Source organism: Terriglobus tenax, assembly GCF_025685395.1.
Lineage (GTDB): Bacteria > Acidobacteriota > Terriglobia > Terriglobales > Acidobacteriaceae > Terriglobus > Terriglobus tenax.
The window spans coordinates 1,756,250-1,779,567 of record NZ_JAGSYA010000004.1; the positions used below are offsets into that span (position 1 = coordinate 1,756,250).

Sequence of the window (23,318 nt, forward strand, 5' to 3'; positions counted from 1 at the left end):
ACAGATCGGGGAGCGGCAAAGCAAATTGATCCACCAAGACTGTTTTGACGTTGTCAAGTTGATCCGCCAAAAAGATTATGGATCCTCCCATACGAGCGGTCTACTGCTTGTAATTTTGATTTGGCCAGCCTCTTCCGCTTTCCTGATATTGGAGGCGATAGCCTTGGCCGTTATTTCCGAATCAAGAGTGACGCCCCATATCCCTACCCACGCATTCCGGCCCGCATCCTTGGCAGCATACAGGGCAAGATCGGCCAGATGCAGTGCATCGCGCCATCCTCGATCTGCTCCTCCAGGAAAAAGAGGATACAGCACAAACCCAATTGAAATTGTGACCGAGAGCTCAACACCATCTGAAATCGTGAAAGCCCGCTTCTCTACAAGAGACCGAAGCCTCTCAACCATTGCGGTCGCATCCTGGACGTCGGTGGGCCAGGTACGGATAAGAAATTCTTCACCTCCCCATCGCGCTAGAAGATCCTCTGCACGGCAAGCATCCTGTAGGAGTTTCGCGAGTTGCGATAAGACCAGATCTCCAGCCGAGTGTCTATATTTGTCATTGATTCTCTTGAAATCATCTGTGTCGATTAGGAGAAGTGCCATCTGCTTGTCAGTTTGCGGCGCATCTCCATCCTGATATTCGGCAAGGTGTCTCTTGATCCCGCGACGGTTGAGCAGTCCTGTCAATGAATCGGTAGTGCTTAGAGCCTGTAGTGTGCGACGGATATGGCGATGATAGAAATAAAATGCGCATCCTAAGGCGAGAGTTGCCGAGAGAGCACCAATCAGACCATTCCGTATAAGATTGCCTCGTTTGATTTCAAGCGTACGGATCTCGAGTTGTGCCTGTAGCTGTTTGTTTTCATATTCACTGGCTTGATTGTGCAGTTCAGCCTCTAAACTAACAATGCCACGGTAGTTATGTTGTTTGAGGTCTGCAATTTCCAGCGCGTGCAGCCTTTCGGAGAATCCCAGCGCTTTTCGCGGCAAATTCATCGCCAGATATATTCGAACTAGAAGGTGCATCGCTTCGATGCGTCCCCTCGTGAATTTGCTTTGCTCACTCAGTCTCAACGCTCGCTGCGCAGATCGCAATGCTTCTCGCTTATATCCTCTTGATGACTGAATGTCCGCAAGCGAAAGAAGGGCTCTTGCTTCGCCTTCAATATCGGATAATCGTCTTAGCTCTGGAATCGCATCATGTAAGAGTGCCAGCGCCTGCGTTACGCGCCCTTCGGCAAGGAGAATAATAGCCTGTTGCGATTTTGCTCTATATCGCACTCCCTCCAGGTTTGGATTACCCTGTGAGAGATCTATGACCTGCATGAAAATGGAATCAGCTTCGGCATATTTCTTCAACTGGGCAAGATTGAATCCGTAGTTGAAATACATATAGACGTCATCACGATGTAACGGCTTGGCCAGCTGAATTGCCTGGCTAAAGTACCTATCTGCTGTGGCCGGCTCATCGAGAGTCTCGCTATAGAGCGATGCCAGATTCATCAGCACTGCCACTTGAATCATTGGAAGATTCTGCTGCTTGGCTAGAGTGCTGGCCGCCTCGAACAATTCTATTGCACGAGAGGAATCACCTAACGCTGTAAATACGCCTCCTGCGTTTGACAGAATGTTGGCTCGAAACGGTTCCGAAAGATGGGATGAATTCAAGAGATGAAGTGCGCGTCCCTCATCTTCGCGCGCCGCATCCGATTTACCTAGAATGACCTCAGCATGAGCCATGCAATCGAATGCGCGGATTTGTGTCTCTAGCGGAGAGTCCCTGCTACTCAAAACGGCTTGTGCTAGCGATATCCCTTTCAATGGGGAGGACATCGATATTGAGAGGCAATGCCCAATCGGGGACGCAGGTGAAAGGGCTTCCTTCTTGCTCTCCTGATCCTGTCCAGAAGCTAGAGCGGACAGTGCCATCGTTGCAAGTGCAGACAAGAAGCTTAATTTGTTCATTGGTAGATAACTCCGGGCAGAAAAGCAAAGCTTTGTAGGTGCCATTTCCAGACGAGGGCTTGCCGCCAATAAGTCGATTCTCTGCTAGAGTCTCAACAAACCGATATACCCATAAGAGAAGATATTCATGTAGCTACGCAACTTTTGGGTAGATTGCGATTGTTTCATTCCAATATGGATTGCTTCGTTCCGATATTCCAGGAATGGCGGAAGGTCGATCTGTCGCTGCCAAGGTGAGCTGAGCAGTGAATCATCCTGCGGAGAACAACTGGCATCTCTTCCAACGGATGATTGTGGGCTCTCCAGCAGGCATGCGGTCTGCGTATGTGCCGGAGCTCCACGGCTAGTGCAAAGCAAATCCAAGCGCTGAGCATGGCTAACACGCGGAACCAATTATTCGTCAGCCTGATGGCGGATCAGAAGCCCCGTGCCCGATTGCTGGAGTGCGCCCCAGAAAGTAACCTCGGACCACACCAGGGATCAAGGCAAGACTCTGGTGTGGCCCGAGATGGGCTGACGAGGGAGCTCATGCCAACACCACGATTGGCACACCACCGTTTATCCCTGATGCCATTGCCTATCGATGGAACTCAATCATCGATATTCAGAGCAGAAGGCTGGAGCTCCTGTCCCAATGAGAGAGCACCCGCGGCGAATCTCATCGATAACGACCTTGCAGGAGTTTCGTGCATTACATGGACCACTCGTGGCGGTCGAGACGACCTGACATTCCTCAGCCAATCGAGTTGCACGCTGCTCGCCTACTGCTTGGGTACAGGAAACCTCCGTACTCGGCTGGGAAGCATTGGTCGACACACCAAAGGCAGCATTTAGCGCCTTCAAATCGCCTTGGACACGTTCCCACGATGAGGTCGCGATGGATTGCGGCCCTAGCTGCTGAACAATGTTGTCGATCTGCTGAGCGGTACTGCTCACAGAATGGAAGCTTTCGTCCGCTTTCTTGTGGTCCTTAAAGGAATGGAGCATGTTTTCAGTTTGTGTCTCTAGGCGCTTAGCAAGCTCTTTCGCATCCCTCTCCTGGCTTGTCTTGCGAATGGAGCTCTTCTTGAGCGCAGATTCGAAGGGGCCGCGAAATGATTTGACATCATCGTGCAGGTTAACCATGAGGCGCTCGACATCCTTATCATTCAGACGTACCTGGGCTTCACTTGTCAAGGGAACGTTGCTGACCATAAGGCCGATAATGATGACTGTCAGGCAGCGCAGCTTTTGGAAAAGGTGTTGCATGTTCTCTCCTTCAGATATTGGGGTTACGAAATTAATGGCTCCTCTCCAAATCCTCGCTATGAATGCACGAACATCTTTCTTCGTGTGGCAGCTAAGGTCATGCCGCGTGGAGTTCGATCGTGAATGCAATCGCCGAATAAATTGCGATTAGATCGAATCAAGCATCACAAATTTCTCTCGTTGATATGGTCGATCGTACCGCAGTCAATGTGTAAGCAGCGTGAGTTTTAATTCGTTGCAGTCAAATTTGGATTGTGAACAATTTATGTTGATCGTTTTATTCCATTCACCCCTCTTTTATCCAAGACGCTGGTTCCAATAGCAACTAACATCTATGTATTCAACACGATTACGAATTAACCGACTTTGGACTTCGAAGGGTAAATCGGTGTATCCAAGGCGCGCATGGATTCCCTGCTTCTCGGGAGCTATCTGAAGGAGCAGGTCGAAATACATAGACTGCTTTATCCAGTGCATCCTCAACTCCCTCCAGCAGCTTCATCTTCTAGGTTGTTTTCAAGGGGAAACGCCAAATCAGGACCTGCAAAAATAGTGCCCTACGCTTACAGCGACGCGAGCTAATGGACTCGAATGGCCAGAATAATGACAGAAAAAATAATTGAATTCTCCGAACATATCTCCAGACGTAATTCTGAACTTATCGAAGTCGCGCGCGGAGTATCGCAACTGCCTCGCAGAGTGCTGCTAGTCGATGATGTGATAGACGTGCGTCAGGTACTCGCGGAGGTGCTACGTACCCTGGGAATTACGGTTCTGGAGGCCACCGCTCCCATAGAAGCGATCGCACTGTTTTCGCAGCACCATGACAGCATCGACGTATTGATGGTGGACATCCAAATGCCCGAAATGGACGGTTGGACTCTCGCAACTAAGATTGCTTCCACTCAGGAGCAGATTCGTGTTTTGTATATATCGGGCGGTATCAGCACCGATGAATGGGAAAGGCATCCACAACGCATCTCCGATTCCTTCTTCCTTGCAAAACCGTTCACTGTCGATGACTTGAAAAAAACTCTCAAGGAAATGGGCTAAGTGCACGGTTGTTGATAGACCAACGCAAAAGAACCCATTCATGGATGGTCCGCGAAGGATCATCGTCCTCCCCATCGGGGCAGACGTGTGCCTGAGCGGGCTTTTATACCGGGGTGTTGGCTTACACGCCGGAAGAAAACGCGTCCCCGGACAGGGAAGCCACAGCCGGTTGACGTCATGAAGTGGAAGTAAGCGGTCGGAGTGTTATGCCGGCTGGGCGCTGGCTTCCGGAGAAGTGTGCGGCTCTTCCCCCGTGACAACACGATTGCGCCCGGAGTTCTTGGCCAGGTACAGGGCGGAGTCGGCCCGCTTGACGATCGTGGTCCAGCTTTCGCCTGCCCCGCTCCAGCTGGCAACACCCAGGCTGGCCGTAATGCCAATTTTCTTGTTGTCCACCGGAACAGCGACCTGTGCGACGCGCTTGCGCAGGCGCTCCGCAAGATGCAGAGCCGTAGCGTGATCGGTGTGCGGCAGAAGAATCAGGAACTCTTCTCCACCGGAACGGCACAGCAGATCTGTGCCCCGCAGAGTTGCCTGCAGATCGCGCACCACCATGCAGAGTGCGGCGTCCCCAGCATTGTGGCCATGCGTATCGTTCAGAGACTTGAAGTGATCCAGGTCCATGACGATGACGGAGAGTGGAAATCCATAGCGGCGGCAGCGGGCCATCTCGCGGGCGGCCTGCGCCTCGAGAGCGCGACGGTTCAAGGCTCCGGTCAACGCATCGGTACTGGCGATTTCGCGCAGATCCAGCCCCATCTGGCTGACAAAAATACTGACAAAACAGAAGACCGTAGCCGCACTGAACAGCGTGTTCAGCGGCCACTGGGCATGGGCAAGCGACTCGTTGCCTCCGCCGAAGGCTTCCTTCCTCGAGTCCATCATCGACATGACGATTCGAAAAGCGGCAACCAACAGGATGACGGCACTGGTGACGATCCGGAGCAGCCGGTTTTCGTCCACGCCAAAGCGCAGCAGTACCTCCACGCTCAGCAGGGTTTGCGCTGCAAGCACAAACGCAAGAGCCTGCAACCCGATGGCAGGGTTGCCCTGCAATACTGTAGACCAGACCAGGAATGCCGCATAGCCGCCGACCAGGGCCGCCTGCGCCCACAGATGGCGGCTGCGCACATGCAGATACTCCGCAAAGCCAGTGTGGCGCAGCCATAGGCTGATGGTCAGCAGCAACATGCCACCGGCAAGATGGACGTTCCGGGAAAAAAGACTGTGGCCGGCGATCAGCGCACTGGAAGCGCCTGACGCAACAAACGCCACCATGAACCACCAGATGCCACGGGCGCGACGATAGCTAAAGTGAAGAGCGCACAGCCCCGCAGCATAAACCAGCATTGTCAGCGTATTGATCAGCAGCAGGTTGTGCGTATTCATGGCAGAGAGAGCCAGTATCAGCAGAACTGGCCAAAATAGAAGGAATCATTCATCCCGGGGACAGCGAGATTGTAGCAATGACACGGGGTAACTCTCTAGTACCTGTTTGGTAATCACGCCGAAGCCCGCCTTTTCGAAGGAACAGCGGGTCCCGTATCGGGAATAGCATTATGATGAAAACCGCTGGCCCTGCTCGTCCGTATTCCTTGCTATATCCTCGTGAGCACGACTTTAAGACGTCCTGCAGAGATTTCCTCAAGGTGCAGCCATTTAACTCAATGCAGTCCGATGTGGAGACCAAGACCGGGATGAACCCGAATGGCTGAAAGCCCATCGACGACGACAACTTTAATGCTCTGGGCCATGCTCGTCCTTGGGGCGCTGCTCACGGCGTGCTGGCTGCTGCGCCTGAGTATGTTGCGCAGCCGGTTTGCACCACGGCAGAGGCGATTTGCCGCGACCGCGGGAGGTGCTGGCCTGGCCTGCGCAATCTGGTCGCTGTATCACCTTACAGCCCTTGCGCCTTCAGATAGCTTTACAGTGCGGCACCCGGCCCTGATGCCGCTCGCTTCCCTTCTGGTAGCCATGGTTGGGTGCGGTATCGCAATCGGGAATCTATCGGCCATCATGGATCGTGCCGGCAGCAAGTCTTCGAACGGCATTGACGCCCTGACTGGGCTGCAGACACGCTCTCAGCTTGAGACAAATATCCGGCGCATCATCCATAACAGCGGACCGGATGACCGCTTTGCCCTGGCACTCGTGGACCTTGACCGTTTCAAAGGCGTCAATGACACCCTGGGGCACGAGGTAGGCGACCTGATCCTGCAGCAGACAGCAGGGCGTTTGCAGGCATCGATCGGCTCCAACGAGGTCCTTGCCCGCGTCAGCAGCGATGAGTTCCTGGCGGTGCTGCCGCGGATCGAACACAGAGGCGACCTGCAGAGTATCTGCCGCAGAATTCTTCATGCCGTCTCAGAGCCGCTGATCGTCGGCAGCCATAAAATCCACGTCACCTCCAGCATCGGCGTCGCCATGTATCCGGACGATGGAACGGATGTATCGACCCTGCTGCGCAAGGTGGACACAGCGCTGGACCGTGCCAAGGCAGCAGGCCGCGGCGACTTCCGCATCTTCAACCCGGAGGTCGATAAGGCATTGCTGGAGCGTCTTTCGCTGGAGAATGACCTGCGGCATGCCCTGGGACGCAACGAGTTCACCCTGGCCTACCAGCCGGAGTTCGACCTGAAGACCGGCCAGGTGGTCAGCATGGAAGCCCTTCTGCGCTGGCGCAAGGCTACCGGCGAATTTATCTCGCCGGCCAAGTTCATTCCCGTTGCGGAAGAGACCGGCGTGATTGTGCCGCTGAGCCAGTGGGTACTGGAGACAGCCTGTCGCGAGTTGAAGGAGCTGGACCAGAGCATCGGCTTCAGCCCGCGCTTCGCCGTCAACCTTTCGCCACGCCAGTTCCAGCAGGACAACCTGGTGGAGATGATTATCGCCACGCTCAGCAAGTTTGGCGTTGCACCGGAGAGCCTGGAGCTGGAGATCACGGAAAGCTCGCTGATGGATGACCCGGACAAGGCCGCCATGAGTCTGCGTATGCTGCGCGAGCAGGGCATCTCCACTGCCATCGACGACTTCGGCACCGGCTACTCCTCGCTCAGCTACCTGCGGCGATTCCCGATCGACAAGCTGAAGATGGACCGCGCCTTTGTCACGGATATCCAGGTGGACAAGGACAGCGCGGCACTGGCCGAATCGATTCTGCGCATGGCCCACCAGCTTGGCTTGACCGTGGTGGCCGAGGGAGTGGAACTGCCGGAACAACTGGATCTGCTCCGCAGCCTGAAGTGCGACGCTGCCCAGGGTTTTTTGCTGGCCCGCCCAATGTTCCTGCCAGACCTGAAAAATTTCCTGCTGGAACACCGCGGAAGCAAGCCGCTGTAACCGTGTAAGCAAAACCTGGGTAGACCAGTGGGCGTATCTTCGCCTTACAATGGCTTCACCCATGCGACCTGTTGTTTTGCTCCTTCTCTCCGGCCTCTGGCTGGCTAACGCCGGATACGCCCAGCGCAACCCCGAAACGGAAGATAGCCCCAGCACGCCTCCCAGGATTTTGAAAACGGCGTCGGGAACAGTCGAGACCGGCTCCATGAAGGATGCCGACTATCGCATTGATGTGCCAACGAACTGGAACCATTCGCTGGTGGTCTTCTACCACGGTTACAGCGAAAAGCCTTTCCATTACCGCGCCGAGTCGCAGTTGCATGACCAGGCACGGCCCATGTTCCAGCGCGGATTCGCCATCGTCCAGAGCGGCTACTCGCAGATTGGCTGGGCACTGCAGGCCGGCTACCCGGAAACCGAGCGGCTGCGGAAGTATTTCAGTAAGAAATACGGGCAGCCGAAGGAGACCTTCGTCGCGGGCGGTTCCATGGGCGGAGCCCTCACCATGATGACCATGGAGCTGAATCCAAAGCCCTACACCGCCGCCCTGGACCTGTGTGGCGCCGTGGAGCCGACGTACGAGTTCGCCCAGCGCCGCTTTGCCTGGCGCGCCGCCTTCGACTACTACTTCCCCGGAATCTTCCCTCCGCTTGTCCCCACGCCTCCGGACTTCCAGGAGACCGACGCTCTCAAGCAGAAAGTGCTGGCCGCACTGCGCTCCAAGCCCGCCGCCGCCGCCGCCCTGCGCGAAATGATGTTTGAGCACACCGACATTCAGGTGGCCAATATGGTGACCTACATCACCTGGCAGATGGCGGACTTCCAGAAGAAGGCGGGTGGAAATCCATTCGACAACCGGAACTACATCTACACACGCTCCAGCGATGACTCCCACACCGACTACGCCCTGAACGACGGTGTGCGCCGTTATGCGGCCGACGACAAGGCACGCAAGTGGGTGGTGACCTGGTACACACCTACCGGCAAACTGACCAAGCCCATGCTGGCGCTGCACACTGTCTTCGATCCCCTGATTCCCGCCAACGCCATGACCCTGTATGGGCGCATGGTGGAGGAAGCGGGCTTCGGCAGCAACTACGTGCAGAAGTACGTCCACCGGGAAGGACACTGCACCATGAGCGCCGACGAAGTCGGCCGCGCTTTTGATGAGCTGCTGGTATGGGTCCACCAGAAGAAAGCACCGCAGGCAGGGCTGCTGCGTTAGCGACCGGACCGTGAAGCTTAAGCCAGCCTTAAGTTCCACAGAAATCCGCGTGTTCGAACGTCGATCAACCTGGCGTTCATCGACCGCACACTGACTGTTCACATTTCTGGTCTACTTTCTGGCCATTGTGAACAACAGAATAGTTGTCTCTTCTCTGGCGATATTGCTGTGTCTGGATCTGGGAGGAGCGGCGCAATCCGCCGCCCCCTCGAAACACACAGCCTACTACGTTGATCCGCAAACACTCCCCATCAGGCATCTGATCCCGGCTCCTCCTGCGCCTGCCGATCCGCAAGCTGTCGCCGACCTTGCCGAAGTCCACCGGTTGGAAACATCGCGCACCGCAGCTCAGATTGCCGCGGCGAAAGCGGATGACGAAGAAGAAGACATCTTCATCTTCCGCGACGTGATGGGACCACACTTCACCGCGGAGCAGCTTCCCAAAACCGCCGCTCTCTCAGAACACGTGCATAACGATGAATCCGTACTGAGCGGAGAGCTGAAAACGCTGTTTCAACGCCCTCGTCCCTACCAGGCCGACAAGACGTTGCATCCGGTCTGCAAGCTGACCGAGGCGCATAACTCGTATCCCAGCGGACACTCTCTCACCGGCTATCTGCTGGCGCTGACGCTTGCCGACCTGGTCCCGGAGAAGCGGGATGCCATTCTGGCGCGCGCCGAGGACTACGCCCACAACCGGCTGGTCTGCGGTGTTCACTATCGCGCCGACACTGAGGCAAGTCGCCGTGTCGCGTATGCCGCCTTCGGCAACATGCTGACCCATTCGAAATTCCAGAACGACCTTGCAGCAGCGCGCGAGGAACTGCGTGCCCACTTGGGCGCACAGCACTAAAGACACACCACAACGCTGCACCATCCCCGGCCCCAAGGTAGAAAACCTCACCTCTAGGAGATACCAGTGTCTCGACACTTTCTGGCACACAGGACGCGCGGCTTCTTTGCGACCGCGCTCATCGCATGCACACTTACCGTCCCCTCGCCTACCCGGGCGCAGGACACGGCAACCCTCTCCGGAAGCCTGAAGGACGCTATCGGCGCTTCCATTCCAAACGCCACCATCGTTCTGCGCAACGACGCCACGAAGTTTGTCCGCAACCTGCATGGCGACTCTGTCGGACACTTCAGCGTCAGCGGCATTCCCGCCGGAACCTATACCGTGGAGGCCTCAGCTCCTGGCTTCGCGCTCACCACGCGGCAGGGTGTTGTACTCAACGGCAGCGGCACCCAGGACGTCGCACTGACGCTGAAGGTTGGCGGCGCCAATGAGCAGGTGACGGTCGACGCTTCCATGGCCAACTCCATCGCCGCGTCCTATGCCGTAATGGACGGCGTGCTGGATGCCCGCAGTGCACGCACCGAGATCAACTCCACCTACATCCAGAACTATGTTTCTCCCACGGCCGACTACACCGAAGTTCTGCAGAACGCTCCCGGAACCTACAGCCTGAACGCCAACGGCGTTGGCCTGGGTGACGCGAAGATGTTCTTCCGCGGCTTCTCCGACGGAAACTACGACATCACCTTCGACGGTATTCCGTGGAACGACACCAACTCGCCCTCGCACCACTCATGGGCCTTCTTCCCGTCGCAGTTCCTGGGCGGCGTGGACTTTGATCGTTCGCCCGGCTCGGCTTCCACGGTCGGCCCCACGCCCTTCGGCGGATCGATCAACCTGCTCTCGAAAGAGATGCCGGACGTACGGAACCTGCGCGGCGGCATCAGCTACGGTTCGTTCAACACCAAGCTGATCGATGTGAACTACGACACCGGAAACTTCGGCGGAGCGTCCAAGCACAACAACCTTTTCGTGGATGTGCACCACATGGACTCCGACGGTTACCAGACCTTCAACTACCAGACCCGTAACGCAGGCGCCCTGAAGTACCAATTCAAGTTCAGTGAGAACAAGGTGCTGACCGGCTTTGCCAGCGTGCTTTGGCTCGACTCCAACACGCCGAACATCAAGGGGCCGACCCGTGCCCAGGTGGCGCAGTTCGGCGATAACTACCTGCTGCAGAACACTGACCCGACGCAGGCCAACTACTATAAGTACAACTTCTACCATGTACCTACGGACTTCGAGTACGTCGGCTACAAGCAGCAGCTGGGACACGGCTGGTCGCTGGACACCAAGCCCTATACCTACAGCTACAACAACAAGCAGAACTACGCGGCTACCCCGAAGAAGGGCACTGTCAGTGAGCCGAACTGCGCCACCCCGGTCAGCAACGCCCTGCCCTGCGGTACCGACAAGCTGAACAGCTATCGCAAGTATGGCGAGATCACCAGCCTGAGCCAGGTCTCCCGCTTCGGCATCTTCCGCGTGGGCATGTGGTACGAGTGGGCGGCGACCGATCGCTACCAGATTCCACAGGACCCCATCACCCAGATCGACAGCGCGCTGCCCAACTTCCACGAGAAGTTCTGGACCAACACCTATCAGCCCTATGCCGAGTATGAGTATCACGCGACCAACAAGCTGACACTGACCGGCGGCCTGAAGTTCGCGCACTACACCATGGATCTGAAGCAGTATGCCGACAACGGCTCCACCGTTGGCAACCTGAACGGTGCGGCCTATGTGCGCAACTACGCCAGCTACAACTCGGTGCTGCCGTCGGTTGACGCCAACTACCGCATCCGTCCGAACTGGTCAGTCTATGGGCAGTTTGCGACCGGCAGCGTGATTCCGCCCAGCAGCGTCTTTGACATCAACCAGAGCACCGGCGCGGCTGTGCTCAGCACGCTTCCCAAGCCCAGCTACGCCAAGAGCTACCAGACCGGCACGGTGCTGAAGCTGCGCCGCCTGACCACCAGCGCGGACGTGTACTACGTGCGCTTTGGCAACGCCTACTCCGCACCCAGCGATCCTAACGCGGTGAACTACACCTCGCAGGGCGACTCGGTAACTAAAGGCTTTGAAGGCGAAACCAATGTCTACCTGGGCAAGGGTCTCAGCCTGTTTGCCAATGGAACGGCCGGTACCGCCAAGTACGTCAGCCAACTGGTCGGCGGCTCGCCTAACCTGAACTACAACCTCTGGGTAGCCAGCACGCCCGCCAACACCGAGAGCCTTGGCCTGACCTACCAGGACAAGTACCTGAACCTGGGCATGTTCAACAAGCGCATCGGGCCCATGTGGAACGACGGCAAGTATGCCTCGTCCGCCAACCCGATTCTGGGAACCAACGCCAACCAGGCGGTGCCGATTGATCCGTTCAACGTCACCAACATGTACGTCAACTTCACGGTTCGCCGCGGATCGATCTTCGACCAGACAAAGATCCGCTTCAGCGTGAACAACCTGCTGAACCAGCACAACATCACCAGCGTGAACCCGGCAGGATCGGTCCCCCTGAATCGCGCCAACTACAGCTTCACGCCGGCCTCCGGAGACACCCTGGGCCTGCTGCCAGGGCGCAGCTTCATGGTCTCCTTCACCATCGGCCTGTCCCCGCGACAGTAACCGAAGTACGAGAAGCACACTTGGCGGAGGAGCCGGAAGCAGCTCCTCCGCCCTTTTCTTTTAAGGCGCGTTAGAATCAGGTATGGCTACCGCGCGGCCAGCCTCGAAGCAGGCTGGATCCGAAACGACGCCCTCCCGCACCAACTCCAGCAGCATCTCCGCCGCAAAGGGCGTTGATCTGGAGCCGGTCGTTGCTGCGTCTGTGACAGCGAACGATTCGCTGGCCGCTCCCAGCGGCATCCTGGGCGAGAAGCCACCCGCCCCCCTTGAAACCACCTCGGTCACGCCCTATCTGACCTGGCTGGATGCCGCCCAGGCCAAAGAGATTGACGCCCACTTCGCGCACCTGCTCGAGACCGTCCGTACCTTCCGCCCCGGCGACGACCTGGATGTCATCCGCAAGGCATGGATCTTCTGCCTGGAGAACCACGCGGACCAGAAGCGCGCCTCCGGCGAGCCCTACGTCATCCATCCACTGGAAGTAGCCCAGCTTCTGGCCGAGATGAAACTGGACTCCACCGCCATTGCCGCCGGCCTGCTGCATGATGCCGTGGAAGACACCAACGTCACGACGGAAGAGATTGCCACCCGCTTCAGCGACCAGGTGGCGCACATTGTCGAAGGCGTCACCAAGCTGGACAAGATCAAGTTCGCCAATCGCGAAGACCACCAGGCGGAGAATATCCGCAAGATGCTGCTGGCCATGGTCACGGATGTGCGCGTGGTTCTGATCAAGCTGGCCGACCGGCTGCACAACATGCGCACGCTGGAGCATCTGAAGCCCGAAAAGCAGCAGAAAATCGCCCGCGAGACGCTGGACGTCTACGCTCCGCTGGCGCACCGGCTGGGCATGGGTAAGCTGCGCGGTGAACTGGAAGACCTGGCCTTCCGCTACGTTGACCCCGTTGCCTATCAGCAGGTGGAAAAGGAAGTCGACCAGGTGCGCGACGCCGGCGAGACCTTCCTGAAGACCATCGTCGCCACGCTGGAAGAGAAGATGGTCTCGCATCACATTCAGGGACGCGTCGAGTTCCGGATCAAGCGCCTTTACTCCATCCAGCAGAAACTACAGGACGGAAACCTGCCTCTGAACCAGGTCTATGACCTGCTGGCCGTGCGCGTCATCACACACACGGTGGGCGAGTGCTACGCCATGCTGGGCCTGCTGCACTCCACCTGGCGCCCGGTGCCGGGCCGCATCAAGGACTTTATCGCGATGCCGCGGCCCAACATGTACCAGTCGCTGCACACCACGCTGATCGCCGAGGGCGGCCACCAGTTCGAAGTGCAGATCCGCACCGAGGACATGCACCGCATTGCCGAGGAAGGCATTGCCGCGCACTGGAAGTACAAGGCCAATGAAAGCGTGACCGACAAGGACGAGCAGCGGCTCGCCTGGGTTCGCCAGATCATGGAATGGCAGCGCGAGATGACCGACCCCAACGAGTTCATGTCGACGCTCAAGATCGACTTGTACCCGGAAGAGGTCTACGCCTTCACCCCCAAGGGCAAGGTGGTCGTTCTGCCAAAGGACGCGACGCCGGTCGACTTCGCCTACAGCATCCATACCGATGTTGGCCACACCACCACCGCGGCCAAGGTGAACGGCCGCATTGTTCCACTCCGCACCAAGCTGCACAACGGCGACATCGTCGAAATCACCACGCAGGCCGGGCACACCCCCAGCCGCGACTGGCTGAGCTTTGTCAAAAGCTCCCGCGCACGCAACAAGATCAAGCACTGGATCAACGAACACCAGCGCGAGCGCGCCATCGAAATCGGCAAAAAACTGCTGGACCGCGAAGGCCGCAAGTTCAAGGTCGCCATTACCAAGCTGACCGATGCTGACTTCACCCGCGTGGCCAACGAGTATGGCCTGGGCGGCGGAGCGGACCTGTTCGCCGGACTGGGCTTTGGCAAACTCTCTGCCCGCCAGGTGCTGAACAAGCTTGAACCAGGCAGCACCATGCCACCCGAAACCGCGGGGCCGGAAGCGGCTACGGGCAGCATCGGGCAGATGTCCGAGACGGTCAAGCGCGTCTACTTCGGCCGCGGTTCGGACTCGCTGCAGGTGGAAGGGCAGGATGACCTGCTGGTCTATCGCGCACGATGTTGTAATCCGATCCGCGGAGAAGAGATCATCGGCTACGTCACACGCGGCAAGGGTGTGGCCGTCCACGCGCGAAGCTGTCCGAATGTGCAGAACCTGCTGTATGAGAGCGACCGCCGCATCAACGTGGAGTGGTCGGCTGCACCTTCCGTCAACGCCCGCCAGACCACCTATCCGGTGAAGCTGATTCTGACCTGTGACGATCGCTCGGGCATGCTGAAGGAGTTCACCGCCATCATCTCCGATGACGACACGAATATCCGCAGCGTCGAATCACGGTCAAATGACGACGGCACAGCCACGGTCGAGTTCGTGGTCGAAACCGTCGACCTGAAGCACCTGAACAAACTGGTGAACGATCTGCGCCGCGTCAGCGGAGTCCGCGACGTCCAGCGCATCAACAAGATCTAACGCTTCAGGCGCACATCAAACGGGTAGGCATACGTTGCCGTGATGCGAAACCGTTTTGCACTGCGGTGCGCAGGGTTGAAAAGATAGTTCGACGTCTCCGGCACAATCGCGCTCGGCACACGCAACAGCACCGCCTCTCCCTTTCGCAGCCACTCCGTTCCAAGCTTCTGCGTCAACTCCGGGCTCTGCTGCCATGCATGCGGCAGCTGCGAGAGCTTGATCTCGTCCACCTTGATGGTTGGGCCGACTACCCGCAGCAATGTGAACTCCGGGGGAACGTCGTTGGCGGCGGTGTGCGCGCAGACCTCAAGCAGCGCAGCGGCGGGATGCTCCGCCAGATAGACCACCGGCTGCCCGGCAAAGTGCCAGCGACCCGGAGCCTTCAATCCCCCCGCGCCGCGAAGGTCCTGGAAGCGGCTGATGCGCCAGAAAATCACTAAACGAAGTAACCTTCGTCAATCTGCACGAGTAGCTCTTCCACAATGCGGCTGCCGGTATCCGTCTTCAGCAGGGAGAGCGGTGAGCGGCTATCCAGCCGCGTTTGCGGACGGCGCAGCCACGCCAGCGCCCGCTCACGCGAGCCATAGGTCGCCTCGGCTGCCGAGAGCACGCGAATGACCCGCAGCACGCGGTCGGACTCCTCGACCGTCAGCTTCTCGCGCTTTGCCTTGCGGTGCTGCAATGTACGCGAGGGAATCACTACCTCGTCAATCTCCGCGCGTTCCAGGCCGAGCTCCGAGAGACGGGCAATGACCGTGGGCGACAGGCGCGCCTCGACGATCTTCAGCACGCCGGCCTCAGTCGCCGGAGCATCCAGCCCCAGCCAGTCTCCGATCTGGACCATCGCCGCATTCATAACAACATTATGCCACTATTTCTATGGCAAAATGCGTAACGTTATATGCTGAACTTCATGAAGAAGAGCTTCCTCGCCGCGCTTCTGCTGCTCTCTCCCGCCGTCTTCGCCCAGGACGACCCCACACCGACCATTCGCGTGAACACCAACCTGGTGCAGGTGCCCGTCTCAGTGGACTACAAGGGCGAGCGGCTCTATGGCCTGAAGGCAGAGCAGTTTGAGGTCAAGGACAACGGCATTGTGCAGAAGATCCGGCTGGATGAAGACGCCGACCTGCAGGGCGTTGCGCTGTTTGTCCTGGTCCAGTGCGGACGCGAGGCGGTCATGCAGTTCGGCAACATCAGTGGCCTTCCCACCATGGTCGAGAGCATCGTTGGCGGAGCCCCAAAGCTGATTGCCGTAGCCCGCTATGCCTCCGGCCCGGAGCTGTTGCAGGACTTTACCGGCAACATGGAAAAGACCAACATGACGCTGAACGGCATCAAGCCCTGCGAAGACGGCAACGCCAACACGCTGGACGCGGTGAAGTACGCCGCCGAAGCGTTGTCGAAGCGGCCCAGCAAGTACCGCCGCGCCATCCTGCTGATCGGCGAAACCCGCGACCACGGCAGCAAGATCAAGCCGGAAGCCGTCGTGGAAGAGCTTGGCCGGTCAAATGTTGTCGTCGACTCGGTCAGCTTCAACCCCGGCAAGACAGAGATCATCAACAGCCTGTTCCACGGCCAGATGGGATCCGGCCCGCTGGGCCTGCTGGTGATGGCCGTCAACGCGTTGAAGAAGAATGTGCCGAAAACACTGTCTGAACTCTCCGGCGGCGAGTACATCAATTTCAGCGGCCAGAAGGGCTTCGACAACGGCATGTTGAAGCTGTCCAACCACATCCACGATTACTACCTGCTCAGCTTCCAGCCGCCCATGAACGTGGAACCGGGACTGCACAGCATCTCGATTACCGTGCCTGAATACCCCGGCGCAAAACTGCGCGCACGGCAAAGTTACTGGGCCGGACCTGCGGCCACACAGTAAACTCGACTTCATGAGCGAAACCAAGAAGACCGCCGTCTCCACCTCGGACGCCCCGGCCGCTATCGGCCCCTACTCGCAGGCCATTCGTGTGGGCGACACTCTGTACACCTCCGGCCAGGTAGCCCTGGACCCCGCCACCGGCAACCTGATCGAGGGCGGCATTGAGGCGCAGACCGTCCGCGTTCTGGAAAACCTGAAGGCCGTTCTGGCCGCAGCGGGGCTGAACTTCGCCAATGTGCTGAAGACCACCGTTTTCCTGAAGGATATGAAGGACTTCGCAGCCATGAACGCCATCTACGCCACCTACCTGGCGCCCGAGGGCGTGATCGCACCGGCCCGCTCCACCATCCAGGTGGCGGCCCTGCCCAAGGACGCACTGGTCGAGATCGAGGTTATCGCCAAGGAATCCGCATAAGCGCCTCCGGCGTCTAATGCTCAGAGGAGACTTCCGATGGCTGACACCCCTGTGCCCGATCTGCAAACGACCGGCGGCAAGATCCAGAAAACCGAAGAGGAGTGGCGCCAGCTTCTGACCCCGGAGCAGTTCCATATCCTTCGTCAGAAGGGTACGGAACCGGCGTTTACCGGCGCCCTGTACCACAACCACGAGGACGGCATTTACCGCTGCGCCGCCTGCGGGGCCGAACTGTTTACCTCCGACAAGAAGTTCGACTCCGGGTCCGGCTGGCCCAGCTTCTGGAATCCGGTCTCGGCGGACGCTATTGTGGCGCATGAGGATTCCAGTTACGGCATGCGCCGGATTGAGGTGACCTGCGCCAAATGCGGCGGCCACCTGGGCCACGTCTTTCCGGACGGCCCACGCCCCACCGGCCTGCGCTACTGCATTAACTCCGCCTCGCTGGAGTTTGACAAGGAACCGAAGTAAATCCCGCCCTTGAACGAAGAAATGGCCCGCTACGGCGGGTCATTTCGATTTAAGGCTCCCAAATTCGTACAATAGACACTATCGTGACACTGGATTTCTTAGGTTCCACTACCCGCACCCACCGTTGCGGAGAGCTTCGCGCCGCTGACGCCGGCAAACCCGTAGTCCTGATGGGCTGGATCAACCGCCGCCGCGATCACGGCGATCTGATCTTCCTCGATCTGCGTGACCGCACCGGCATCACCCAGGTGGTGCTCGACAAGTCGCTCTCCGGCGCGGACGCATTGGCGAAAGCCGAAGCCGCCCGCCCCGAGTTTGTCATCGCAGCCATCGGCAAGGTCCGACTGCGCGACGCTGACCTGATCAACCCGAAGATGCCTACCGGCGAAATTGAAGTGCTGGCCACCGAGCTGCTTCTGCTCAACGACGCCAAGACGCCGCCCTTCTCGCCCGCCGACGACGCCATTCAGAACGAAGAGATGCGCCTGAAGTACCGCTACATCGACCTGCGCCGCAGCGAGATGCAGCATAACTTCCTGGTGCGTCATAAGGTCAACCAGGCCATCCGCCAGACGCTCTCCGACGAGGGCTTCCTCGAGATTGAAACGCCGTTCATGACGCGCAGCACCCCCGAGGGCGCGCGCGACTACCTGGTGCCCTCGCGGGTGCACCCCGGCACCTTCTACGCTCTGCCGCAGTCGCCGCAGATCTTCAAGCAGATCCTCATGATCTCCGGCTTCGACCGCTACTTTCAGGTCGCCCGCTGCTTCCGTGACGAGGACCTGCGCGCCGACCGCCAGCCGGAGTTCACGCAGATCGACCTGGAGATGACCTTCCCCACGCAGGACCAGGTCTTCGCCGTGGTGGAGCGCTTCCTGACGGCTGCATTCTCTGCTGCAACAGGAGAAAAGATCAATGCGCCCTTCCTGCGGATGACCTACGACGAGGCGATCCGCAAGTACGGCATCGACAAGCCGGACATGCGTCTGCCCGCAATGGCTGACCTGACCGACGTCCTGACGCCCGAGCTGCGCACCACCCTGAAGATTGAGCAGAACCGTCCTGTACTTGGCTTCGTGATTCCGGGCGTGGGCGAGCTTTCGAGCACCGCCCGCAAGTCGCTGCTCAGCGAGGTTCGCGCCAGCTTCGGCGACAGCGGTCTTGACCTGCTGGACCTGGTCCGCTTGCGTACAGCCGAGCAGTTTGTTCCGCTGGCCGACGCCATCTCCGCCAAGCTGAACATCGAGCTGGCAGCCTTCAACGGATCGTCGCTGACCGCGAACGATCTGGCCGTAGTCGTCACGCCAAAGCTTGAGACACCGGAGATGTGGAACTACGACCGCCTCTGGATCTGGAAGCGCGTTGGCGCTCTGCGCCTGGAACTGGCGAAGAAGTACGCCGACAAGCACGGCCTCTTTGAAAAGAAGGGCGTCCCGGAAGACTACAAATTCCTCTGGGTGACCGACTTCCCGATGTACGAGTGGAACGAGGAGAAGAAGGTATGGGATGCTGCCCACCACCCGTTCACCTCGCCGCACGAAGAAGACATCAAGAGCGGCGCCCTGTTCAACGACAAGGGCGCGGTCCGCGCCTCAGCCTATGACGTGGTGCTGAACGGCCTGGAGCTTGGCTCCGGCTCGATCCGTATCCACCGCAAGGACGTGCAGGCGGAAATCTTCCGTTCGTTGGGTATGACGGACGAAGAGGCCAAGGAGCGCTTCGGCTTCTTCCTCGACGCTCTGGAGTATGGCACGCCCCCGCACGGCGGCATCGCCCTGGGCATCGACCGTATCGTGATGCTGCTGGCCGGTGCGCAGAGCCTGCGCGAAGTCATCGCCTTCCCGAAGACCGCCAAGGCCATCGACCTGATGGTCGACGCGCCCAGCGCACCGACCGAGATGCAGATGAAGGAACTTCATCTGAAGACGACGGTTCGCAGCTAGCTGAACAGGCAATATCCCACCCATGCTTTGCATGGGTGGGTTTCGTTTTTAACGGTGATTCTCGAGTAACTCCGCAACCTCATCCTGCGACGGCATCGATGCCTGTGCTCCCATGCGTGTGACAGAGATCGCCGCAGCCCCATTGGCATACCGCGCGGCTTCAGCGGGCGCATCTCCCGCAAGCAGGCGTGCGGCAAATGCTCCGTTGAAGCAATCCCCTGCTGCGGTCGTATCGACAGCCTTCACCGCAAACGATGGCACCAGCACCGGTTCACAATCGGAGCCCATCAGAAACGCTCCGCACTCGCCCAGCTTCAGCACAACGTTGCGGCAGCCCATGGCGAGCAGCTTCTCCGCCGTCTCCTGCGGAGGAAACACACCGCCGGTCAATGCGGCGGCTTCGGTTTCATTCGGCGTAAGCCAGGTAACGGCCTGCAACAGGTCGTTCGAAAATGCCTGCACAGGAGCAGGATCAAGCATCACCGGCACGCCTGCCTGTCGCGCAGTTTTAGCGGCGGCACACACCGCTTCCATGGGAATCTCCAGTTGCAGGAGCACGAGACCCACTCCCGAAAATTCCATCTCCACAATGTCTGCAGCAGTCACAGCACCATTGGCCCCGGGCTGCACCACGATGCTGTTCTGCCCACTCGCAGCATGGGTAATGACCGCAAGCCCGGAAGGACCTTCACTCACCTGCACGCCGGCAGCATTCACACCCGCAGCAGTCAGTCCATCCAGCAGCGAATGCCCATAGGCATCGCTGCCAACACGGCCACCCATGCGCACGCTGGCTCCAAGTCGTGCGGCAGCCACAGCCTGATTCGCACCCTTACCGCCAAGCAACTCTTCATACCCAAGACCACGCACCGTCTCGCCCGGCAAAGGAATACGCTCTGCATGGATAACAAGGTCAAGGTTCAGGCTGCCGATCACAAGAACAGATTTCTGCACGAAACCCATCCTAAGGCAAAAGCCCCGCAATCAGCGGGGCCTTTGTCTTTCCTCACACCTCACAACTGCAGTTAGCACATTTGTTCGGCCATGCGCGCGTACTCCGGATACGGATGGACCAGCCCCACATGCGCAGATGGCGGCTGCTGCATCACATCCACGAACGCCGTCTGGAAGCTCTTCATATCCTGCACGCTGCCCACCGAGACACGCACCCACTCCGGCCATACCTTCCATGTGCGGCCGATGATGATGTTCTTCTGCGCCAGCGCATTGTGGACATCGCCGCCAGGACGGCCCACCTTCACCATGAAGTGATTGCTCTCAGAAGGAGTAAACGTGTAGCCATGCTTGCCGAGGAAGGCGAAGGTGTCGTTGCGTGCATCGGCAATCATCTGCCGGCGCAGCGGAATTACATCCTTGTCCTGCAGTTGGATACGCGCGCACTGCACGGCAGCGGTAGGCATCATGTTCACACCGTACGCATGGATTTTCTCCATCATGTCCGGCCGCGCAACAATGTATCCGGCGCGGATGCCGCCCATGGCATAGATCTTCGAGAAGGTGCGCAGCACCATGATCTCCTTGTCCGCGGCGACAAGATCAATCACGCTCTCGGTGTTCGTCGAGAAGTGCGTGTACGCTTCATCCACCAGCAGGACGCTTCCCTTCGGCTTGTTCGCCAGCACCCACTCGATGTCGCTGCGCTTCACCACCGTGCCAGTCGGATTATTCGGATTACAGATGTAGATCAGCCCGGCGTTCGGGTCTGCCTCCACCATCGCCTTGATGTCGTAGCTGTAGTCGGCCTTCAGCGGCACGCGATGCACCTTGGCGCGCGTCACCTTCTCGGCCACGCCGATGGCCTGCTCATACGTAGGGTCAGCCAGCACCAGGCTTCTTTCCGGCGACGTGAACGCCAGCGCGGAGAAGGTCAGCGGCTCGCTCGATCCCGCATACATGGTCACATACTGCGGCTTTACGCCGACGGACGAGGCAATGGCCTCCGTCGTCTTGCGCGTTTCCGTCAGATAGTAGCGGTTGCCGTTGGTCACAACGCGCTTCATCATCTCGACGGCCGCGGGCGTAGGTCCCGCCGGAAACTCATTGATATTCAGGATGACCAGATCGCTGGGCGCATCGACCAGGCCGGGATCGTTCAACGCTCCGGCGCCACCACGGGCGCCTGCTGCCATGGGCGCGGCAAAGGCATGCTTCGCAAGCGCGGCGCCGACCGGGGCAGCACCTGAGAGCTGGATAAACTTACGGCGGGACAGGGACATTGCAGACGACTCCTTCGACGGGGAGATAGACGCAGGCTGAACTGCGCCTTCACTGCTCAGAACAGGCCGTTACAAATTGTTGCGGAACGCGCAAAGTGCGCGTGTGGTTATTCTGCCCGGTCTGCGCTGCGATGTCCAGATGCAGGGAAAAAGGCGGCGGCAGGGGTGTCGCTGCCCCCGCCGCCGTGTGTGAGGGGCTAGTACGAAGCGTTATGTATGGACGCAGGAGCATGCGCGGCAAGCGGAGCTGTTCCGTTGTCCGCAAGCTTCTGGGTGTCCTTCTCTGCCAGGAGCGCTTCAATCTCCGCAGTGAATTCCTTTTTGAGCTGCTCATTGAACGCGCCGCTGGATGGCGAGGCAAAGCCCGAGTGGATCTTGCGGACCCGGCCGTCCTTACCGACAAACAGCGTGGCCGGCCAGGTGTTCAGGTTCACGGCCTGCGGCACCTTCTCCCACATCTCAGCCGGAGCGCCCGCGAGCAGGTAGGTGTACTTCACACCGTAGTGGTCAATGAAGGCTTTCTCTCGCGAGAGAGAGTCCTGCTGTTCGGGCTCTTCGAAGTCCAGCGCAATAATCTCAAGTCCCTTATCGCGATACTTCTTGTCGAGCTCCACCAGGTAGCGCGCCTCATCGTGGCAATTCGGGCACCAGGTACCGGTCACAATGGCGAGCACGACCTTGTTCTTGAAGCGAGTATCTTCGCTCGACACCAGCTTGCCATTCACGTCCGGGAACTTGAAGGCGAAGCGCTCGCTCGCATCGCGCACCGTGGTGTGCGTACCGTAGTCCTCTGGCAGCGGCAGCCCCTTCGCTCGCGCCACTTCTTCGCGATACGCCTGCAGCGGCTCAGCGGGCGTATACGCGCCTTCGGTCTTCACCTCCAGCGTGCCATCCTGCTTCGGTGTCACGCGCACCAGCAGCGGACGCGCTCCGTCAAAGTGGCTTAGCAGCCAGCTGCCGTTGTTGTAGGTTCCGGTCAGCGATCCGGTGTCGCCATCCACGCGCAGGATAGAGGCCTGTGCCTCCGCTCCGTTCTGCTTCACGATAAAGCGCCACGACTTCTCCCCCTTGGCAGTCTCGTGCGGAATCTCCCAGTTGCCTGCAATGTTTGGCACGTTTGCGGCGGCCTGAACAGCGCCGTCCTTGTGACGGCTCGCGTGGAACGGGTAATCGGCGATGTACTTCTCGCGCTCAAAGCGGCCGCGCAGCTTACCCGTCAATGCATCGCCGTTTACGTTGGCGGAGATGGTGGTGAGGTAGTGCTCAAAGTCCAGCACTACTTCGCCCTTGTTCAGCTTTGCGCTGGTCGTTGTTTCCGTCTCCTTGTCGCCGTTGAAGAGCGTTCCTTTCACCTGCTGGCCATCCTGCGAAATGTCGAGACGGAAAGGAATATCGGTCCCATTGAGCGTGAAGGCTGCATCCCAGCGGCCTGCAAGCGGTGAAGACGGTGCAGCGCCCTGGGCAAAGGCCGCGGTCGCGCTAAGCAGAACGGCGGCAAGAGCGGTGGTCCGGTTGCGAGATGTCATGGCAAA

General features: G+C 58.8%; 18 protein-coding genes. 10 read left to right on the plus strand and 8 right to left on the minus strand.

Annotated elements, in window-relative coordinates:
• Positions 1 to 75 precede the first annotated feature (75 nt).
• A complete protein-coding gene (locus OHL13_RS18635) occupies positions 76 to 1,965 on the minus strand; it encodes a diguanylate cyclase (protein WP_317889927.1) in 1,890 nt (629 codons plus the stop codon).
• Between the two features lie 594 nt (positions 1,966 to 2,559).
• Positions 2,560 to 3,213: a hypothetical protein gene (locus OHL13_RS12830; RefSeq protein WP_263410518.1), complete on the minus strand. Its 654-nt coding sequence runs from the start codon at positions 3,211 to 3,213 to the stop codon at positions 2,560 to 2,562.
• 603 nt (positions 3,214 to 3,816) lie between these two features.
• On the opposite strand from OHL13_RS12830, the gene OHL13_RS12835 reads away from it, so the two are divergent.
• The gene (locus tag OHL13_RS12835; RefSeq protein WP_263410519.1) at positions 3,817 to 4,266 is read left to right on the plus strand and encodes a response regulator; all 450 of its coding nucleotides are present in this window, start codon (positions 3,817 to 3,819) and stop codon (positions 4,264 to 4,266) included.
• 204 nt (positions 4,267 to 4,470) lie between these two features.
• On the opposite strand, the gene OHL13_RS12840 is transcribed toward OHL13_RS12835, so the two are convergent.
• Positions 4,471 to 5,655, minus strand: a complete 1,185-nt coding sequence (locus OHL13_RS12840; RefSeq protein WP_263410520.1) for a GGDEF domain-containing protein — start codon at positions 5,653 to 5,655, stop codon at positions 4,471 to 4,473.
• 318 nt (positions 5,656 to 5,973) lie between these two features.
• Here OHL13_RS12840 and OHL13_RS12845 point away from each other — a divergent pair, with 318 nt between their 5' ends.
• The 5 genes from OHL13_RS12845 (at position 5,974) to OHL13_RS12865 (ending at position 14,838) form a co-directional block, all read left to right on the plus strand.
• Positions 5,974 to 7,605, plus strand: a complete 1,632-nt coding sequence (locus OHL13_RS12845; RefSeq protein WP_263410521.1) for a putative bifunctional diguanylate cyclase/phosphodiesterase — start codon at positions 5,974 to 5,976, stop codon at positions 7,603 to 7,605.
• Between the two features lie 61 nt (positions 7,606 to 7,666).
• Entirely contained in the window at positions 7,667 to 8,830 is a 1,164-nt protein-coding gene (locus tag OHL13_RS12850) for an alpha/beta hydrolase (RefSeq protein ID WP_263410522.1), read from the plus strand.
• A gap of 163 nt (positions 8,831 to 8,993) precedes the next feature.
• Positions 8,994 to 9,683, plus strand: coding sequence for a phosphatase PAP2 family protein (locus OHL13_RS12855; RefSeq protein WP_263410523.1), 690 nt, complete (start codon positions 8,994 to 8,996; stop codon positions 9,681 to 9,683).
• Between the two features lie 66 nt (positions 9,684 to 9,749).
• On the plus strand, positions 9,750 to 12,317 hold the full coding sequence (locus tag OHL13_RS12860; protein ID WP_263410524.1) for a TonB-dependent receptor: 2,568 nt from the start codon (positions 9,750 to 9,752) through the stop codon (positions 12,315 to 12,317).
• An 82-nt stretch (positions 12,318 to 12,399) separates the two neighbouring features.
• Entirely contained in the window at positions 12,400 to 14,838 is a 2,439-nt protein-coding gene (locus tag OHL13_RS12865; protein WP_263410525.1) for a RelA/SpoT family protein, read from the plus strand.
• On the opposite strand, the gene OHL13_RS12870 is transcribed toward OHL13_RS12865, so the two are convergent.
• Both OHL13_RS12870 and parS read right to left on the minus strand, forming a co-directional pair.
• Complete coding sequence (locus OHL13_RS12870) at positions 14,835 to 15,275, minus strand: RES family NAD+ phosphorylase (protein ID WP_263410526.1); 441 nt, start codon at positions 15,273 to 15,275, stop codon at positions 14,835 to 14,837. The two genes, OHL13_RS12865 and OHL13_RS12870, sit on opposite strands and share 4 nt — an antisense overlap.
• The gene (parS, locus tag OHL13_RS12875; RefSeq protein WP_263410527.1) at positions 15,275 to 15,682 is read right to left on the minus strand and encodes a type II RES/Xre toxin-antitoxin system antitoxin; all 408 of its coding nucleotides are present in this window, start codon (positions 15,680 to 15,682) and stop codon (positions 15,275 to 15,277) included. The genes OHL13_RS12870 and parS overlap by 1 nt, the downstream gene beginning before the upstream one ends.
• Before the next feature lie 69 nt (positions 15,683 to 15,751).
• On the opposite strand from parS, the gene OHL13_RS12880 reads away from it, so the two are divergent.
• The 4 genes from OHL13_RS12880 to aspS all read left to right on the plus strand — a co-directional run bounded on the left by OHL13_RS12880 (position 15,752) and on the right by aspS (position 19,549).
• Positions 15,752 to 16,720: a vWA domain-containing protein gene (locus tag OHL13_RS12880; protein ID WP_263410528.1), complete on the plus strand. Its 969-nt coding sequence runs from the start codon at positions 15,752 to 15,754 to the stop codon at positions 16,718 to 16,720.
• Between the two features lie 10 nt (positions 16,721 to 16,730).
• The gene (locus OHL13_RS12885) at positions 16,731 to 17,135 is read left to right on the plus strand and encodes a RidA family protein (protein WP_263410529.1); all 405 of its coding nucleotides are present in this window, start codon (positions 16,731 to 16,733) and stop codon (positions 17,133 to 17,135) included.
• 36 nt (positions 17,136 to 17,171) lie between these two features.
• Entirely contained in the window at positions 17,172 to 17,606 is a 435-nt protein-coding gene (msrB, locus tag OHL13_RS12890) for a peptide-methionine (R)-S-oxide reductase MsrB (protein ID WP_263410530.1), read from the plus strand.
• An 83-nt stretch (positions 17,607 to 17,689) separates the two neighbouring features.
• Positions 17,690 to 19,549, plus strand: a complete 1,860-nt coding sequence (gene aspS, locus OHL13_RS12895) for an aspartate--tRNA ligase (RefSeq protein ID WP_263410531.1) — start codon at positions 17,690 to 17,692, stop codon at positions 19,547 to 19,549.
• A 48-nt stretch (positions 19,550 to 19,597) separates the two neighbouring features.
• On the opposite strand, the gene rbsK is transcribed toward aspS, so the two are convergent.
• The 3 genes from rbsK to OHL13_RS12910 form a co-directional block, all read right to left on the minus strand.
• Positions 19,598 to 20,503 (minus strand): ribokinase, encoded by a 906-nt coding sequence (rbsK, locus tag OHL13_RS12900; protein WP_263410532.1) that lies wholly within the window; start codon positions 20,501 to 20,503, stop codon positions 19,598 to 19,600.
• Positions 20,504 to 20,574: 71 nt separating this feature from the next.
• Complete coding sequence (locus OHL13_RS12905) at positions 20,575 to 21,786, minus strand: pyridoxal phosphate-dependent aminotransferase (RefSeq protein WP_263410533.1); 1,212 nt, start codon at positions 21,784 to 21,786, stop codon at positions 20,575 to 20,577.
• Between the two features lie 197 nt (positions 21,787 to 21,983).
• Complete coding sequence (locus tag OHL13_RS12910) at positions 21,984 to 23,312, minus strand: peroxiredoxin family protein (protein WP_263410534.1); 1,329 nt, start codon at positions 23,310 to 23,312, stop codon at positions 21,984 to 21,986.
• Positions 23,313 to 23,318: the final 6 nt, after the last annotated feature.